At 63.6% G+C, this 16248-nt stretch carries 20 protein-coding genes; 6 read left to right on the forward strand and 14 right to left on the reverse strand.

Annotated elements, in window-relative coordinates; translation table 11 throughout:
• Positions 1-43: 43 nt before the first annotated feature.
• From ACQY46_RS17395 to gatB, 3 genes are all read right to left on the reverse strand, one after another.
• The gene (locus tag ACQY46_RS17395; RefSeq protein ID WP_428697265.1) at positions 44-460 is read right to left on the reverse strand and encodes a hypothetical protein; all 417 of its coding nucleotides are present in this window, start codon (positions 458-460) and stop codon (positions 44-46) included.
• On the reverse strand, positions 457-2070 hold the full coding sequence (locus ACQY46_RS17400) for a glucan biosynthesis protein (protein WP_428697266.1): 1614 nt from the start codon (positions 2068-2070) through the stop codon (positions 457-459). Before ACQY46_RS17400 ends, ACQY46_RS17395 begins: the two co-directional genes overlap by 4 nt.
• Positions 2071-3228: 1158 nt before the next feature.
• Positions 3229-4713, reverse strand: coding sequence for an Asp-tRNA(Asn)/Glu-tRNA(Gln) amidotransferase subunit GatB (gatB, locus tag ACQY46_RS17405; RefSeq protein ID WP_428697267.1), 1485 nt, complete (start codon positions 4711-4713; stop codon positions 3229-3231).
• A gap of 380 nt (positions 4714-5093) precedes the next feature.
• On the opposite strand from gatB, the gene ACQY46_RS17410 reads away from it, so the two are divergent.
• On the forward strand, positions 5094-6620 hold the full coding sequence (locus ACQY46_RS17410) for a P-loop ATPase, Sll1717 family (protein ID WP_428697268.1): 1527 nt from the start codon (positions 5094-5096) through the stop codon (positions 6618-6620).
• A 124-nt stretch (positions 6621-6744) separates the two neighbouring features.
• On the opposite strand, the gene ACQY46_RS17415 is transcribed toward ACQY46_RS17410, so the two are convergent.
• The 6 genes from ACQY46_RS17415 to ACQY46_RS17440 form a co-directional block, all read right to left on the reverse strand.
• Entirely contained in the window at positions 6745-6924 is a 180-nt protein-coding gene (locus ACQY46_RS17415; protein ID WP_428697269.1) for a hypothetical protein, read from the reverse strand.
• 62 nt (positions 6925-6986) lie between these two features.
• Positions 6987-7391, reverse strand: coding sequence for a type II toxin-antitoxin system death-on-curing family toxin (locus ACQY46_RS17420; protein ID WP_428697270.1), 405 nt, complete (start codon positions 7389-7391; stop codon positions 6987-6989).
• A gap of 6 nt (positions 7392-7397) precedes the next feature.
• Complete coding sequence (locus ACQY46_RS17425) at positions 7398-7595, reverse strand: hypothetical protein (RefSeq protein ID WP_428697271.1); 198 nt, start codon at positions 7593-7595, stop codon at positions 7398-7400.
• A 71-nt stretch (positions 7596-7666) separates the two neighbouring features.
• Entirely contained in the window at positions 7667-8692 is a 1026-nt protein-coding gene (locus tag ACQY46_RS17430) for a fatty acid desaturase (RefSeq protein ID WP_428697272.1), read from the reverse strand.
• A gap of 175 nt (positions 8693-8867) precedes the next feature.
• Complete coding sequence (locus tag ACQY46_RS17435; RefSeq protein ID WP_428697273.1) at positions 8868-9137, reverse strand: EscU/YscU/HrcU family type III secretion system export apparatus switch protein; 270 nt, start codon at positions 9135-9137, stop codon at positions 8868-8870.
• Positions 9134-10390: a flagellar hook-length control protein FliK gene (locus ACQY46_RS17440; protein ID WP_428697274.1), complete on the reverse strand. Its 1257-nt coding sequence runs from the start codon at positions 10388-10390 to the stop codon at positions 9134-9136. Before ACQY46_RS17440 ends, ACQY46_RS17435 begins: the two co-directional genes overlap by 4 nt.
• 175 nt (positions 10391-10565) lie before the next feature.
• Here ACQY46_RS17440 and ACQY46_RS17445 point away from each other — a divergent pair, with 175 nt between their 5' ends.
• Positions 10566-10820, forward strand: coding sequence for a DUF6455 family protein (locus ACQY46_RS17445; RefSeq protein ID WP_428697275.1), 255 nt, complete (start codon positions 10566-10568; stop codon positions 10818-10820).
• 38 nt (positions 10821-10858) lie between these two features.
• On the opposite strand, the gene ACQY46_RS17450 is transcribed toward ACQY46_RS17445, so the two are convergent.
• Positions 10859-11170 (reverse strand): phosphatidylglycerophosphatase, encoded by a 312-nt coding sequence (locus tag ACQY46_RS17450; RefSeq protein WP_428697276.1) that lies wholly within the window; start codon positions 11168-11170, stop codon positions 10859-10861.
• A 316-nt stretch (positions 11171-11486) separates the two neighbouring features.
• Between ACQY46_RS17450 and ACQY46_RS17455 the strand changes: the two genes are divergently transcribed.
• Positions 11487-11744, forward strand: coding sequence for a YjhX family toxin (locus ACQY46_RS17455; protein ID WP_428697277.1), 258 nt, complete (start codon positions 11487-11489; stop codon positions 11742-11744).
• Between the two features lie 80 nt (positions 11745-11824).
• Here the strand turns inward: ACQY46_RS17455 and ACQY46_RS17460 are convergent, their stop codons facing one another.
• Positions 11825-12220 carry a hypothetical protein gene (locus ACQY46_RS17460; protein ID WP_428697278.1) on the reverse strand — a complete coding sequence of 132 codons (396 nt, stop codon included), beginning with the start codon at positions 12218-12220 and terminating at the stop codon, positions 11825-11827.
• A 244-nt stretch (positions 12221-12464) separates the two neighbouring features.
• On the opposite strand from ACQY46_RS17460, the gene ACQY46_RS17465 reads away from it, so the two are divergent.
• The gene (locus ACQY46_RS17465) at positions 12465-12881 is read left to right on the forward strand and encodes a hypothetical protein (RefSeq protein WP_428697279.1); all 417 of its coding nucleotides are present in this window, start codon (positions 12465-12467) and stop codon (positions 12879-12881) included.
• Positions 12882-12979: 98 nt separating this feature from the next.
• Here ACQY46_RS17465 and ACQY46_RS17470 read toward each other — a convergent pair whose 3' ends face one another.
• Both ACQY46_RS17470 and ACQY46_RS17475 read right to left on the reverse strand, forming a co-directional pair.
• The gene (locus tag ACQY46_RS17470) at positions 12980-13453 is read right to left on the reverse strand and encodes a hypothetical protein (protein WP_428697280.1); all 474 of its coding nucleotides are present in this window, start codon (positions 13451-13453) and stop codon (positions 12980-12982) included.
• A gap of 186 nt (positions 13454-13639) precedes the next feature.
• Positions 13640-14044, reverse strand: a complete 405-nt coding sequence (locus ACQY46_RS17475; RefSeq protein ID WP_428697281.1) for a rhodanese-like domain-containing protein — start codon at positions 14042-14044, stop codon at positions 13640-13642.
• Positions 14045-14163: 119 nt separating this feature from the next.
• On the opposite strand from ACQY46_RS17475, the gene ftrA reads away from it, so the two are divergent.
• On the forward strand, positions 14164-15186 hold the full coding sequence (gene ftrA, locus ACQY46_RS17480; protein ID WP_428697282.1) for a transcriptional regulator FtrA: 1023 nt from the start codon (positions 14164-14166) through the stop codon (positions 15184-15186).
• Here the strand turns inward: ftrA and ACQY46_RS17485 are convergent.
• Positions 15168-15314, reverse strand: a complete 147-nt coding sequence (locus ACQY46_RS17485) for a hypothetical protein (RefSeq protein WP_428697283.1) — start codon at positions 15312-15314, stop codon at positions 15168-15170. The two genes, ftrA and ACQY46_RS17485, sit on opposite strands and share 19 nt — an antisense overlap.
• Positions 15315-15597: 283 nt before the next feature.
• Here ACQY46_RS17485 and ACQY46_RS17490 point away from each other — a divergent pair, with 283 nt between their 5' ends.
• Entirely contained in the window at positions 15598-16233 is a 636-nt protein-coding gene (locus tag ACQY46_RS17490) for a LysE family translocator (protein ID WP_428697284.1), read from the forward strand.
• The last annotated feature ends 15 nt before the right edge of the window (positions 16234-16248 follow it).

Here is a 16248-nt window from a genome sequence, read left to right on the forward strand (position 1 = left end):
ACGGCGGCACCGTCCTCCGGCGCCGCGATGACACGGCCCGGCCCTATCTCTCGCCGACGCGATCGCGGCGGGAGAAGGCCCGAAGCGTCTGAAAGCGGGGCCTCTGCAACCGGGGCATCTGGAGCCGCGGCAACAGGCCGCCCGCCCTGGCGCCCCGGCGCTCCAGCACCTGCACGGGCATGGCAAGAGCCGCCCGCGGCGCCGGCAGGCAGAGCGACACGACAAGGCTCTGCAGGAGGTCCGCGCTGGCACGGCCCGCGTAAAGACGCTCCAGCACCGCGCCCTTCTCCCCGTCGCACAGGCGTCCGACGGCATCGGTCACAGCCTCTTCAAGCGCCGCGTCGTCGAGATCGTGGCGATCGAAATGCTGGCGCAACCGGTCGAGAAACGCCCGCCGGTTCCCGGCTTCCTCCGGCGGGAGGGCGAGGTCCGGTTCCGGCGAAAGGACTTCAGCGATCATGTGGCTTGCCCCCATTGGTAGGTCCAGGTTTCGGTCAGGCGCTCCCCTTCCAGCAGAAGGGCGGCCGAGAGTTCGACGGGCTGGTCCGCATCGACCCGCTTGACGTCGACAATCAGTCTCCAAACGTCGCTACCCGGCATCTGGTTCAATATCAGGTGCGCGATTTTTCCGTTGTTGACGCCGAGCTTGGCCTCAACGGCGGACTCCTCGCCCAGCCCGGCAAGCGTCTCGCCGGAGAAATCGACCAGGAACTTGCGGACATTGGCATCGCCCTCGGCGGCCGAGTTGCCGCCCCGGCCGGTGCGCGTGCGCAGCACCCGCGCCAGCGGCACATCGCCCTCCACGTCCCGCGCCCAGATCATCCGGTAGCGCAGCCGGTGCTCGGAACCGGCCGACAGCCCCCCTTCCGGCATCCAGAAGGCAACGACATTGTCGTTCGCCTCCGAATCGGTCGGGATCTCGGCCAGCAGCACCGCGCCCTTGCCCCAGTCGCCGACAGGTTCGATCCACACCGACGGACGGCGCTCGTAGCGGGCCTCGGCGTCGAGATAGTTGTCGGCCGCGCGGTCGCGCTGAAGCAGGCCGAACCCGCGCGGGTTCTCGTCGCCGAAGACGGAAAGCTGCAGCCGCGCCGGGTTGGCAAGCGGCCGCCAGACCCGCTCCCCGTTGCCGCGCAGGAGGGCGAGCCCGTCGCTGTCATGCACCTCCGGGCGGAAATCGTCGAAGCCGGTCCGGTCGTTCTCGCCGAACAGATACATCGAGGTAAGCGGGGCAAGGCCGAGACGCGAAACGTCGCCGCGCAGGAAGATCGCCGCCTCCACGTCGATGAGCGTCTCCACGCCCGGCAGGATGGTGAAGGCATAGGCGCCGGAAACGCGCGGGCTTTCCAGCTCCGCATAGAGCCGGATCTCGCGCGCACCGCTTTCCGGCCGCTCGATATAGAACCGGCTGAAGCGGGGAAACTCCTCCGCGCTCCCCGAGGCGGTGTCGACCGCCAGCCCGCGCGCCGACAGGCCGTAGACGTTGCCGCGCCCCAGCGCCCGGAAATAGCTCGAGCCCAGGAAGGTGATGAGCTCGTCGCGATAGTCGTTGCGGTTCAGCGGATAATGCAGCCGGAACCCGGCCGCGCCCGGAAAGGCGACACCGTTGAACGCTGCCGGGTCGAGCGGCTCGCGATACTCGAAATCTCCGGCCGAAAAGCCCATCGGACGGGCCTCGCCCTCGACGACCTCGAACATGTCGACCGTATGGGCGAAGACCCAGCCCGGATAGAACGCCTGAAGCTCGAAATTCCGCTCCTCGCTCTTCCACAGGGCATGATCGGGCCGGAAGCGGATCGCGCGGTGGGCGTCATAGGTGAGATTGGCGATGGCCTCGGGAAACTCCGTTGCCTGCGCCTCGTAGGGCTCGCCTGCCCTGGCCTTCATCCGGGCGACCAGTCCCTCCCAGTCGAATGGCGTGCCGGCCGCCTTGGCCGGCGGTTCGCTTCCCGCCGGGGGCGTTGCCGGAGCTGCCTCGTCGGCGAACGCCGGCAGCGCAACGCTTCCAAGCAGGGTTGCGAGCAAGCCGGCACTGCCGGTCAGAAAACTGCGCTTGTCGATCGTTGTCATGTCACCTACTGGCACTTCGATCAGGGATGTGCATCGGTTCGCGGCCTCCGGGACACGGCACACATGGCCCGCCCGGCTCGCGACCCGCATCCCGGATCACCCCATACTTCCTTGCCCGACCCGCGTGCGAACCGGCATGCCAATCCACTGTGCAAACGCAGCATGCGGAGTTTGGTTCCGCATGCCCGCGGACAGGCAGCACGTTCCGGCGAGCCAAGCTATCTCACCAAGATGTTTGGGAAAATCAGACGCAATCGCGGCAATTGGATGGCAGGGGCAAACGCCTTCCCGCCACCTTGATATATATTGCACTGCAAAATATCCCGGCGCAAGAGCATCTTGCAGGATCAGGTTCCGCAGGGCTCTCCCGCCTGATACGGGTGAACGAGCCTCTCAGACGTCACCCTGTCTCAGCCCTCTCCCCGCGTCCTCCCGGACGGCGCGCCAGCGCCGATCCGGGACCGGAGAGCCGAGGGCATATGGCGCGCGCTCCGAAGGAACCCCGCAAGCGCTGCGCGCTCCGAAGGAAACCCGCAAGCACCTGTGCCTCTCCGGTCCCGGGTCACGGCTTCGCCTTGCCCGGGATGACGAACGGTGAGGTCTTGTGCGGGAGCGCGCCCCACCTCCGGCATCATCCCGCCCGCACTGCGCTCTCCGGCGGCGTCCTGATCGCAGCCCCCCTCCCCGCGTCCTCCCGCACGGCGCGCCAGCGCCGATCCGGGACCGGAGAGCCGAGGGCATATGGCGCGCGCTCCGAAGGAACCCCGCAAGCGCTGCGCGCTCCGAAGGAAACCCGCAAGCACCTGTGCCTCTCCGGCCCCGGATCTCCGGCTTCGCCTGCGTCCGGGGTGACGAACGGCGAGGTCTTGCGCGGGAGCGCGCCCCACCTCCGGCATCATCCCGCCCGCACTGCGCTCTCCGGCGGCGTGCTGATCGCAGCCCCTCTCCCCGCGTCCTCCCGGACGGCGCGCCAGCGCCGATCCGGGACCGGAGAGCCGAGGGCATATGGCGCGCACTCCGAAGGAAACCCGCAAGCGCGGTGCCTCTCCGGTCCCGGGTCACGGCTTCGCCTTGCCCGGGGTGACGAACGGTGAGGTCTGGCGCGGGAGACTGGCGCGGGAGAGCAGAAGCGCACAGGGATGGAGAGACGAAGCCCCCTTACTCAATGCCGATCTTGGCCTTCAGCAGGTCGTTGACCGCCTGCGGGTTGGCCTTGCCACCGGTCGCCTTCATCACCTGTCCGACGAACCAGCCGATGAGGCCGGGCTTTGCCCGCGCCTGCTCGACCTTGTCCGGATTGGCCGCGATGATCTTGTCGACCTCCGCCTCGATGGCGCCGAGATCCGTCACCTGGCGCATGCCGCGCGCCTCGACGATCTCGGCCGGATCGCCGCCCTCGCTCCAGACGATCTCGAACAGGTCCTTGGCGATCTTGCCGGAAATCGTGCCGTCGACGACGAGATCGATCAGCCGGCCGAGCTGGTCGGCCGAGAGCGGGCTGTCGACGAGGTCGAGCCCCTCCTTGTTGAGCCGGCCGAAGAACTCGTTGATCGTCCAGTTGGCCGAAAGCTTGGCATCGCGCCCCTTCGCCACCTTCTCGAAGAAGTCGGCCGAGGCCTTTTCCGCCACCAGGATGTCGGCGTCATAGGGGCTCAGGCCATAGTCGGCAACGAAGCGCGCCTTCTTGTCGTCCGGCAGTTCCGGCAGATCGACGGCCAGCGCGTCGACAAAGGCCTGGTCGAATTCGAGCGGCAAAAGGTCCGGGTCGGGGAAGTAGCGATAGTCATGCGCCTCCTCCTTGGAGCGCATCGAGCGCGTCTCGCCCTTGCCCGGGTCGAACAGTCGCGTCTCCTGGTCGATTGTGCCGCCGTCCTCCAGGATGCCGATCTGGCGGCGCGCCTCGTATTCGATCGCCTGGCCGACGAAGCGGATCGAGTTGACGTTCTTGATCTCGCAGCGCGTGCCGAAATCGCCGCCCGGCGCGCGCACCGACACATTGACGTCGGCGCGCATCGAGCCCTGGTCCATGTTGCCGTCGCAGGTGCCGAGATAGCGCAGGATGGTGCGCAGCTTGGTCAGATACGCCTTCGCCTCGTCGGCCGAGCGCAGGTCCGGCTTGGAGACGATCTCCATCAGCGCGACGCCCGACCGGTTGAGGTCAACGAAGGACATGGTCGGGTGCTGGTCGTGCAGCGACTTGCCCGCGTCCTGCTCCAGATGCAGCCGCTCGACGCCCACCGTCACCTGTTCGCCGCCGGGCATGTCGAGCAGCACTTCGCCCTCGCCGACGATCGGCTGCTTGAACTGGGAGATCTGGTAGCCCTGCGGCAGGTCCGGGTAGAAATAGTTCTTCCGGTCGAACACCGACTTGTTGTTGATCGCCGCCTTCAGGCCCAGCCCGGTGCGCACGGCCTGCTTGACGCATTCCTCGTTGATGACCGGCAGCATGCCCGGCATCGCCGCGTCGACGAGGCTGACATTGGCGTTCGGCTCCTTGCCGAACTCGGTCGAGGCGCCGGAGAAGAGCTTGGCGTTCGAGGTGACCTGTGCGTGCACCTCCAGCCCGATCACCATTTCCCAGTCGCCCGTGGCGCCCTTGATGAACTTCTTCGGGTCGGGGGTGCGGGTATCGACGATGCTCATGCCGTTTGATCCTGCCCGTTTTGTCGTGCCTGTCGCCCGCTCCCTCAAGCCCCCGCGCACGCGCGCGAAAACGGGGAACGGACATGTCCTGAAACGTGTGCCCCGCGCGCCGAAACGCGCGCCAGAACGCTTGAGTGTGTGGGTAGTGGGTCTTTGCCCTCCCCGCAAGGGGGGAGGTGGGGGAGTGGACTCGGGCACTGCACTAGGCGCGATCAATTCATCCGCTTGCGTTCATCGGCATATTTTCGATAGAATGAACATGATGCAATATTGAAATCAATAGACATCAGTAGAAATACATTACGAATCCCGAAACTTAAAATCAGTATCGAAAAATTCCAGCTGACGACAACGACTTTAAGAAATATAAAAGGTTTAAAATGACAAAGACTATAAAATACAAACTCAATCTAACAGCAAATCCGTTTGAACACTATGCCGCAGAAACCGAGCCGAATATTGCACGATATGCTGTTCGCCCACCTTATCTAGCCACTATCGTAGAACGTAACAGCGCGCTCGGTTCGTTTATTCTGTTTGGTGACAGAGGTGCCGGTAAAAGCGCCACACGCATCACTGTCTTCAATGACCTCTGGGAGAGGGCATCGAATGAAAGTGGCGGAAACCGCCATCCCTTAACCGTCAATGTCACAGACTTTTCGACGCTGCTTCCCTACTTACAAAAAGGCACACTAGACGACAACAAGATTGTGAAAATAATAGCGTTTGCTGTCATCGAACAATCATTAATTTGGTTCTCTTCGCTCCCTGAAGAAGAGAGAGCAATCTATCTCGAAGGAATCAACAACAGCGAACGCGCGCGTTTCATAGCTCTCATCGAAGAATTCTATTCTCCAATTCCTGAGATGGACAGAAAGTTATCCAGCTCTGAGGCGTTTCGTTTATTAAATGCCGCATGGACAACAAAGAGCGCCACATGGCTGGCTCGTCGATGGGACCCAATAAACAAAATTTTCAGCAGTTGCCTCGCAGCCATTCTAGCAAACAAGACTAAAACAAATACCGATGTATCTAAAGAAATAGAAGAGATAATTTCATCTCTTAAATCATTATCAAGTAATACATCTAGGGCAATTTTGAATGAACTTGTAGAACTCTCCAAAAGTCTGGGGTTTTCTGGCATATGCGTTCTTCTGGATAAAATCGACGAAACACATTTAACTACAAATTCTGCAGAATCCACTGCTGAGCTTGTTTATCCTATCCTTGCACACATACAATTACTTGAAGTTCCAGGCTTCGCATGGACGTTTTTTCTTTGGAGTAATGTTCAGGGTCATTTCCAAGGAGAAAAATTAACTGTGCGCCTGGACAAAATTACACATGCAAATATTACTTGGAACGAGTTGGGACTTCGAGAAATGCTGGATGCTAGGATTGCATATTTCTCAGATGGAAAATTGATCTTAGCGAATTTTTTTGAACCCGACATTGACTTTGATCTGCTGGTTGCTGATTTGATCAAATTAGCTATTCGATCTCCTCGGGAGATCATTCGTCTTTTCGACATGATAATTCGAGAGCACGATTCCAGAGGAGTGGATGGCCTTATAACTGAAAACGACGTAGACAATGCATGTGATAAGTATTGCACAGAGACGATAGGCACTTGGTACAAAACAAAATTAGTTCAACAAGTTTTGCGCCTTGGCCTCCCATCTTTCGTCAATAAAGATGTTCAGTCAAAATTTAAGATTGGCGACCAGGGCGCTAGGAATAAAATTAAACTGTGGGAAGAAGCTGGACTGGTTCGTCAAGACGGAACTGTGCCGAGCGAGTTAGGCGGCAAGCCTGTAAACAGGTACTCTGTTTCGGATCCCAGAATTGTTCGTATTATTGAACGAAAGCTAGATGATGTTGTCGGAGCAGAAGTCGACGATGAGTAAGGTACGTAGACGGCTCCAGCTCGCACAGATCCACCGATCCCCCGCCCGCCACCGCAGCGGCGGCGCGGATGAGCGTGTCGAGTTGGATGCGGCCGTGCCCCATGTCGAGTGAGCGGGTGAGCTACTAGGTGTTGCCCTTCATGCGCCGCGCCATCTCGGACTTGGAGATGTTGTTTGCCGCCATCTCCTGCTCGATCTGCATCACCAGCGTGCGCTTGATCGCGGTTGCCGTGACCTCCTCGTGGATCCCTTCGTCACGAAGGAAGCTCTCGAAGCTTTCGCCGATATGCGGATTGTCGTTCATGGCGATGCTCTCCCGGTCTTCGCCCGAGACTAGCGCAAGTTGGCAGTCTTCCGCCACTTTTCTCAAACCAGAAATCGCGCATGCTCCCGCAGGATCGCGCCCAGTTGCTCGACCGAAAGCTCGTTCGTCACCAGCCGGCGGATCGGCAGGTCGAGATAGCCGGGAACGGGCTCGTCAATGGTGACGTAGTTGCGGCTAAGGAAGACCAGCGCCGCATGCAGTGCCACCCGCTTGTTGCCATCGGCAAATGCATGGGCCTTGGTGATGCCGAAGACATATTCGGCCGCAAGGTTCAAAAGGTCCCCGTCACCACCATAGGCGAACCGCTGACACGGTCGGTCGAGGCCGCTCAACAGATCGTTCTGCTTGGCGGCGAGCGGTCGGATGAGATGCGAGGGGAAGGCGACGGCCAGTTGCGCGACGATTTCGTCGATGTCGCGCGGGTCCAGCCAGTCGGGTTGCAGCATCGCAGATCACTCGCCGAGGCGGCGAAGCGTCTCGGCAAAGCGGATATTGGTGTCCGTGACAATCTCTTTGACCGACGGGCGCGCCGCACCCTGCTCACGCAGCTGGGCCGCCGTCTCGACGGTGAAACCCGGCTTGCGCGGCTTGGCGCCGTGCCCGGTGTCGCTGCGGGTCTTGTTGTCAGGCGGGGCGTTCGGGGCGGACATTCGCGCATCTCCATTGCCAGACAGGCAATATGGCGCCGCCCGCCGGAATGATCAACTCACCCCTCTCCCCCTCAGGCCGCGGCCCTTGCCATACGGGCCTGGCGGAACGAGACCAGCCGGCGGGTGTCTTCGTCCCACAGGACCAGCTTCACGCAGCCAAGGCTCTCACGCAGGGTGATGCGGTTCATGTCGTGCAGCTCGGGAAAGTCGCGCATCACCTCGGTGAGGCGGTAGAACGGGATCTTGCTCGACAGGTGATGCACGTGGTGGATGCCGATATTGCCGGTGAACCACTGCAGGACCGGCGGCAGGTCGTAATGCGAGCTGCCCTCCAGCGCTGCGGTCGTGTAGTTCCACTCGCCTGCCTCGGACCAGTGCGTTTCCTCGAACTGGTGCTGCACGTAGAAGAGCCAGACGCCGACCGTCGCCGCGATCAGGATGATCAGCCCCTGGACCGTCAGGAACGGGACGGGCCCGGCCGCCCAGATCAGCAGCGCTGCCATGCCGGCGATGCAGAAATTGGTGGCAAGGGTCGAGACCCACGGCTCCAGCCCGCCGCGCATCAGGCCGACCGGCAGCCGGTACTGGCACACGAACAGCCATGCCGGGCCGAGGCCGAACATCACCAGCGGATGCCGGTAGAGCCAGTAGCGCAGCCGGCCGGCCCGGGGCAGCGCCTGGTATTCGCGCACCGTCAGCGTGTCGACATCGCCGATGCCGCGCTGGTCGAGATTGCCGGTCGAGGCGTGATGGATCGCATGGGTGCGCCGCCAGTAGTCATAGGGGGTGAAGGTCAGCACCCCGAGCGCCCGCCCCGTCCAGTCGTTGAGCCCGCGCCGCGTAAACAGCGATCCGTGCCCGCAATCGTGCTGCAACATGAACAGCCGCACCAGCAGCCCGGCCGCCGGCACGGTCAGGACGAGGCCCCACCACTGGCCGTTGGCCACCAACAGCGCCGCCGCCGCCCACAGGGCCGCGAAGGGCAGCAGGCTGGCGAGGATCTCGAAGACGCTGCGCGCCGTGCTCGGTTCGCGGTACCTGGCAAGCGAGGCGTTCCAGGAGCGGGGCTTTTCCTTCGGCGGGCAGTCGGTGTTCAACAATGGCTTTCCAATCCTGGGAGCGAGCCCCCTGAAGGAGGGGATGAGATAACGACCCGCCCGGAACACTGCCCCGCCGCGCCAGGGGGGCGCGTGCGGGCGGCTTGGGAGACGGAACTCCCATTTCGGTTCAGGTTTGGCAAGTCATTTCGTTGCCGCAGCGCGTCCGCTTCCCTCAAAGCCGCCCCTTTTCCGCCAGGATGAAGCGCAGCACGGCGGCAACCGCCTCAAAGAGCTCGATCGGGATTTCCCGGTCGAGTTCCACTTGCGACAGCGCTTCGGCCAGCGCCTCGTCCTCTTCCACGGGCACGCCGTGTTCGACGGCGATTTCCAGCATGCGGGCGGCAACGGCGCCGCGCCCTCTCGCGGTGACGCGCGGCGCACCCGCATGGTCGTAGCGAAGCGCAACCGCAACGGCCGGCGGCTCCCGCCGCTCGCCGCTCACGAGACCCGGTCCACGAACTGGCCGGAGGCCGCCGGCGGATCGTCCGGCAGGCCGACCAGCACCTTGAGGTCCATCACCTCCAGCCCCAGATCGGCAAGCGTCACGGCAAGGCGCGGCAGGCGCTGGTTGAGCGCCATGCGGATTTCCTCGCGCACCGCCCAGATGCTGGCGAAGAGCCGGGCGCCGTCGAGCCCGACCACCGCCTCCACCGGGCCGGTGCCGTCCGTGTCGAGCGCAAAGCGCAGCCGCCAGGCGGCGTGGGCGCCCTCGCCCTCGTGGCCGGGCGTGTCGTCGCGGCCGACCTGCAGCGAAATCACTGCCGTCTCGCCGCCGATCAGCAGCGGCAGGTCGAGCACCCGGTCGAACAGCGCCGCGTCGCCGCCCGCCCCCGCATCGGCAAGCAGCCCGCGCGAGGCAAGCGCCGCCAGCCGCCCCCTCGCCAGTGCCGCCTCGCTCTTGGCCGCAAGCATCGCGGCCGCCCCTTGCGCATCGCGCCGGCCGAGCGCGGAGAGCAACTCGCCGCTGGCCCGGGCCGGGCGTTCCCCGCGCGGATGTCGGGTCAGGCCGGGCAGCGGCGGCGGGGTGGCCTGGCGCGATGGCGCCTGCCGCTCTCCCGCCGTGCCGCGCAAGGCGCGGAGCAGCCCGGCCAGCGCCTCGTCAAGCGTGTCGAGGCCCGGCGGCGGCTGCCCCGTGCCGCCCGCCGACTGCCCGGCGATCCGCATCAAGGCCTGACGCAGTGCCGTGCCATCGAGCCGCCCGCCCGCGTCGAGCCGGAACCCGAGGATCGCGGCCAGCGCGCCGGCCACCGCCGGGGGAAAGAGCGTGTTGCCGGGCGGCAGGGCGGCCATGGTGCGTGCCGCGGCCGATGCGCCGGCGTAAAGCGGCGCCAGCCCGTCCTGGTCCGCCGCCAGCCGTGTCGCCAGGTCGGTGATGCGGGCAAGGGCGGCGGCTTCGCGGGCCGGCGCGCCTGCACCCGCGGCAGCGAAGCGCCCGGCGCTCTCGCCCTCGGGGCTGACGTGATAGCGCACGCCGTCCGCGCCCCGCTCCACGGCAAGTTTCGCGCGCGCCCCGACGGGCAGCATCTCCTCGCCCTCGACATCGAGCTGGAACGTGCCGGAGACGAGGCGCATGACATTGTCGGCCATGTGGCGGGCGACCCGCACGGCAATGACATCGCCGACATTGAGCGGCGGCAGCCTGGTGATCGGGGTGACGGCAACAACGCCCGTCGGGGTCGAAACACGCGAGATCATGCGGAGCCCCGCCTGTGCGGATGTTGCACCGCTGCGACATTAGCAGATTCGCGGAGAGCTTGGCGCGGCCCGCCTTTCTCCCGCCTCTCGCCTTGATCCTGATCAAACGGTTTCACCCGCAACCATTATAGGCTGGGGTCCGGCGCCGCATGGCGAGGAGCAGGAGGACGCGACAATGGGACTGATGAAACGCCTGGACGAGAGGGCCGGCCTGATGGGCCGGATGATGCGCACTGTCGGGGCGACCGACGCGATGCCGCAGGACATCACCCTCGAGGCGACGCTGCGCTCAGCCATCCACCGCTGCATGGGCTGCGACCGGCCGCGAGACTGCGCCGGCTGGCTCGATGCGCATGAGGACGGTGCCGAGCGGACGCCCGGCTATTGCCGCAACGGCGAGTTGTTCGCCCGCTGGACCGGCCAAGACTGAAAACATGGACTGAAAACCGGGACTGAGCCTCGCCCGGTCTACTTGCGCTTGCGGCGCGCGCGCTTGCGGATGCCGTAGACGAACATGGCGATCAGCAGCGCCCCGACGAAGCGGAACGGCAGCACGGCCAGCGGCCCGCCGTCATAGCCGCCGACGGGGCGCACCCCGCTCAGGTTGAGCGAGGCGTCGATCAAAACGCTCAAGGCCGCCGCGGCAAAGGCGGCGATGATCAGCTTGGCGCGCGCATCCGCGTACCAGCCGAGCACCGCGCCGATCAGCAGCGCGAACGGGTTGAGAAGGCCGGCCAGGCCGAAGAGCAGCGAAAGGGATTCGGCGGGTGTCATGAGCATGTTTTAGGTCCGCCGCGCTGAAAAGGAAAGCCGCCAGACCTGCCACCAGACCTGCGACCAACGCACCCGCCGCTTGCGGCAAATCCGCAACGGTGGCGGGCGGAGCGACCGCCCTCCTTGCCGGCGCGATTGCAACCGCCGGCCATTGGCGGTATCGGGATATCGTCTTTCGATGGAGATTTTATGCGCGGAAACCGCGAGGCCCGGTAAAGCCCGGTCCTGATTGACGACCGGGCGAGAACCCAGAACGACGCCGCATGCGAAAAGGGCTGCGGCAGTCGACGGTCGAATTGCATCTTCCGGAACTGACATCCCGATGGATATTTCAAGGACCGAGCAGCGGGTCCTGCACCTGCTCGCTCAGGGCGGCTGCGTGCTCGTCGAAAAGAACGAGCGCGGCCGCATCGACGTGTTGCGCATTGTCACCCGCGAAGGCTGGCACCATGCCGGCATGACGCTGGAGCTCTTCCGCAAGCTCAAGCGCCGCCGCCTGATCGCCTCGTCCAACTCCGGCCCCTACCGCATCACGCGGCTCGGGCTGGTGCGCGTGCGCGCCCAGGTCGACAACAGGTAGAAGCCAACCCCCGGGGAGCCTGGAATGGCTTCCCGGGGTGGAGTGCCGAACCGCAGAACGCCTGACGCCTTCGCGCGTCGCTAAAGCCTCGGGACCGATGCGATGACACCACGCACTACAGTTTCGTCGCCCACCTCGATCTTGCAAATGGCCTCGAATCTCATTCCAGGCCAATCTCTTTCTTTCATGAAAGCTACGACGTTCTCTTGGTCATCCTCACCCGGTGAGAAGCAAAACGACCACTCATCTTTGAGATAGAACGGAACATCAAAAGGAAAGCCAAAATATCGCCTTGTTTTTTCCTCGTTCGAAATGCCAACTAGGATAGCGCGCAGCCCATTTTTATAAGAGTGGGAGAAAGCCCCCTCGGGCATATCTGGTCGCTTATGAAACCCGGCGCGGTAATAATCATAGGCAGTGTAACTTCCACCCGCGATTACTACCAAAGCTACTAATCGAACAAACCACTTGCGCATGCCAACCAACCTCGATTTGCAGCTACTTTTCAAAAAGTGCGGAAACTGATTCAGTGAACAATTGTCCCATCGAATAGAGACAACAGTTTATTTCGGCAATAGCAAATCGCTCACCTTGCCGACCGTCAGGCTCCGCGAATTCGCTCTGCGCCAATCTATGGAAAACCCGGACCTGTTCCGATGGATTATGCAATTCCCATACGATAGGAACCCGTTGGTAGCTCAAACAAGATGAACCAACGCGATGCCGAAAAAGATCATTCCGGTTCTCATGTGCTCGGTCTTGCTTGGGTGCGACTTGTTGTATGAACCGGCGGTCCGTTCCCAAATCCCGGGCGGGTTCGAGATCGCAAGGCTGACATACTTCAATTCGCAAATGGACTGCACGCTCGCGGTTTATGATATCGAACGTTTCGATCCCGACAGCATCGAAACCGGTGGTTTCGTCGTTTCCAATTACAAGAGCGAAGAGTCTCTCGAAGCACAATTCATCGGCATAACACTGCTTTCCGGAAAAGCATGCGCAGACAATCGCATCAGAGATGAATTCATGGAATTTCACGGGAAAAATGACAACTTAATAATGACAAACCCTAGTCATAACGCCGTAATTGTCTTCAATGAGGCCGCTAAGAAACTGTATTTTTCGGGAAGAGACTAGAATGGCGGTAGCGCCCCCCTGTTTTTGGGGCGTCTCTAGCGGTAGTTCCCGTTCCGTCTTCCGGACGGTATGCATCCAATCTTGCCAGTGCAGGAGCGTTATCTTCGGTTTCTTCGCAAGATCACTTCTGTAATCGCTAGAGCTACAAGTGCTACCGGAAGGAGGAACGCAATTGACATCATATTGACGACGAGCAGACCGGCTATTGAATTTGCATACTGATCCAAAAATTTATAACCGCAGTTGACCCATGGAAACTTAAATCCGCCTTCGCACTGCTCGTCTATGAAAATTAGCGCCAACATCAAGAAGAGTTGGGTCAGCGGAATCCACCAAATTCTCCTGACCCAAGCGATGGAGGAACATCTGAACGCGACGATGGCCACGGCCGGTATCGCCAATACGACCAGTATAAGAAGCCAGTCTTCAAGCTCGATACCGTTCATTCCAACCCTCTCGATCAGGGGCGCATCTGCGGCTTCGCCGCCGCCGACGAAGCCCGTGTGACGCGCACTCTTCTTCGGGCCGCCTTGGGCGGCAATTCCCAAAGCATAGCGGTTTTCGGAAAGCACATGTCGCCTGGCACTGCTTCTTCATAACGGATTGACGTTAAAACGCCTTCGTAACTTCTGCCGGATCCTGCCACCTCACTGGAGATACTGGCTGCCGAGCATCCGGTATCGCCTGAGCAGCAGCCGAAGGCGACGACACCGGACGCGCCATGTCCCACCGGATCGCCGCCCTTCGCCCGGCGGCGCTCACGGCACCCCCTCCCCCTCAAAGGCATACCCTTCGTCGGCCCAGCCGGTCATGCCGCCGATCATCACCTTCACCTTGCGGCCAAGGCTCGCGAGGCGGATCGCCGCCTTGTCGGTGCCGTTGCAATGCGGCCCGGCGCAATAGACGACGAAGAGCGTTTCCGCCGGCCACTCGGCCATGCGCCGCTCGCTCATCTTGCCGACCGGCAGGCTGATCGCGCCGGGCACATGCGCCCGTCCGTAGGCCTCCGTGCCGCGCACATCGCAGAGGACAAAGTCCGCCGCGCCCGCTGCCTGCGCCGCATGGACATCGGCGCAGTCGGTCTCGAAGGAAAGACGCTTGCGGTAATGCGCGAGCACCACGTCGGCGGTGGCAGGCGCGATTTCGGTAACGGGGCTGGCCATGAAAATTCTCCGGTCAGGATGTTGCCGGCCGATATTGCGCGGCACGCCGGCTGGCGGCCAGTGGCAGGAAGAACTATGATCCGACAGATCCTGCCAATCCCGTCGTCGCGAGCCCCCGCATGAACACCCCGCCCAATGTCCATGTGATCGCCTATGACGGGCTCTGCACGTTCGAGTTCGGTGTCGCCTACGAGGTCTTCGGCCTGCCCCGGCCGGAAGCCGGTCCCGGCTGGTACCGCTTTTCCGTCTGCGCCGCCGAGGACGGGCCCTTGCGGGCCGCAGGCGGGCTCTCCGTCTCGGTCGATGCCGGGCTGGACGCGCTGGACGAGGCGGATCTCATCGTCATTCCCGGCTGGCGCGGCCTTGCCGAGCCGGTCCCGCACCGGTTGACGGAGGCCCTCAGGAAACAGCACCGGCGCGGGGCGCGGCTGATGTCGCTGTGCTCGGGAGCCGTCGTGCTGGCGCAGGCCGGCATTCTCGACGGCCGCCGCGCGACGACCCACTGGCGCTATCTGCCTGTGTTGAAAGACCGTTTTCCGGAAATCGACTTCATCGAGGACACGCTTTATGTCGACGAGGGCGACATCCTGACGGCGGCCGGGTCCGCTGCCGGCATCGACCTTTGCCTGCATGTGGTGCGCCGCGACTTCGGCGCGCGCCTCGCCAACGATGTCGCCCGCCGCCTGGTGGTGCCGCCGCATCGCGACGGCGGCCAGGCGCAGTTCGTCGCTGCTCCGGTGCCGCGCGCGCATGAAAGCGGCCGGCTCGGCCCGGTCTTCGACTGGATCCGGGCCAACCTCGGCGCCCCGATCAGCATCGACGCCCTGGCGCGGCGTGCCGGCATGAGCGAGCGGACGTTTCACCGTCGCGTGATCGGCGCGACCGGGCTGACGCCCGGCGCCTTCGTCCTGCGGGAGCGGCTGCGCGCCGCGCAACTGCTGCTCGAAACACGGCCCGACCGGCCGCTCGAGGACGTGTCGCTTGCCTGCGGCTTCGGCTCCGCGGACAGTCTCCGGCGGCAGTTCCGCGCGCGTTTCGGCGTGACGCCGTCAAGCTATCGCAGGCGTTTCGGACCGCCTTCGGCCGATGGTCGGCGCGGCCTGTCCGGTTCCTCGACGGGAGATCATGCGCCGGCGGAATAGATCAGGCCGACGATGGCCAGGCCAAGCGCGGCAATCGCGGCACTGACGACAAGCACAAGCAGCACCGGACGGCCGCGACGGCCTTGCCGGACCTCCTGCGGGGTTTTCTCGGTGGGGGTATCGTTCATTGAACAATTCGGTCCTTGAGCCGGGTTGGGACACGTTGGGCCAACGCATCGCACCCCGGTTGGTTCCCCGGTGCCAGTCCGCCAGGGTGCCAGTCCGCCAGGGTGCCAGTCAGCCAAGGTGCCAGCCCGCCAGGGTGCCAGCCCGCCAGGGTGCCAGTCCGCCCAAAGGACGGCCCTTCGCGAACCGCCTCTCTACCCAAAAGGACATCCGGCCCGTTTTTCCCTTTTCAGGCGCGCGCGACTGTGGATTGCTTCGCGGAGCGAACAGACACAGGAGCAATGCATGACCCTTGAAACATGGCTGGCCTTTTCCGCCGCCTCCTTCGTGCTTCTCGCCATCCCGGGCCCGACCATTCTGCTGGTCGTCGCCTACGCGCTCGGGCACGGCCGCGCGGCGGCCTCGGCGACGATCATCGGCGTCGCCCTTGGGGACCTGACCGCGATGACGGCCTCGATGCTGGGCCTCGGCGCGCTGCTGGCCACCTCGGCGACGCTCTTTACCGCGCTGAAATGGATCGGCGGCGCCTATCTCGTCTGGCTCGGGATCAAGCTGTGGCGGGCGCCGGTGGCAGTCACCCCGGATGTCGAACCCGGCGCACCGCGCGCGCCGGCCCTGCGGATCGCCCTGCACACCTATGCGGTGACGGCGCTCAACCCGAAGAGCATCGTCTTCTTCGTCGCCTTCCTGCCGATGTTCCTCGACACGGCGCAGCCCTTGCTGCCGCAGATGGCGATCCTGGAGGTGACGTTCATCGCGCTGGCCACGCTCAACGCCGCCGCCTACGGGCTGATGGCGTCGATGGTCCGCACCCGCATCCGCAAGCCCGGTGTGCGGATGTGGATCAACCGGGCCGGCGGTTCGATGATGATCGGCGCCGGCCTACTGGCCGCCGGCTGGCGGCGCGCCGCCGCGAGCTGAAATCCGGAAGCGCAC

Source organism: Stappia sp. (assembly GCF_965276915.1).
Taxonomy (GTDB): domain Bacteria; phylum Pseudomonadota; class Alphaproteobacteria; order Rhizobiales; family Stappiaceae; genus Stappia.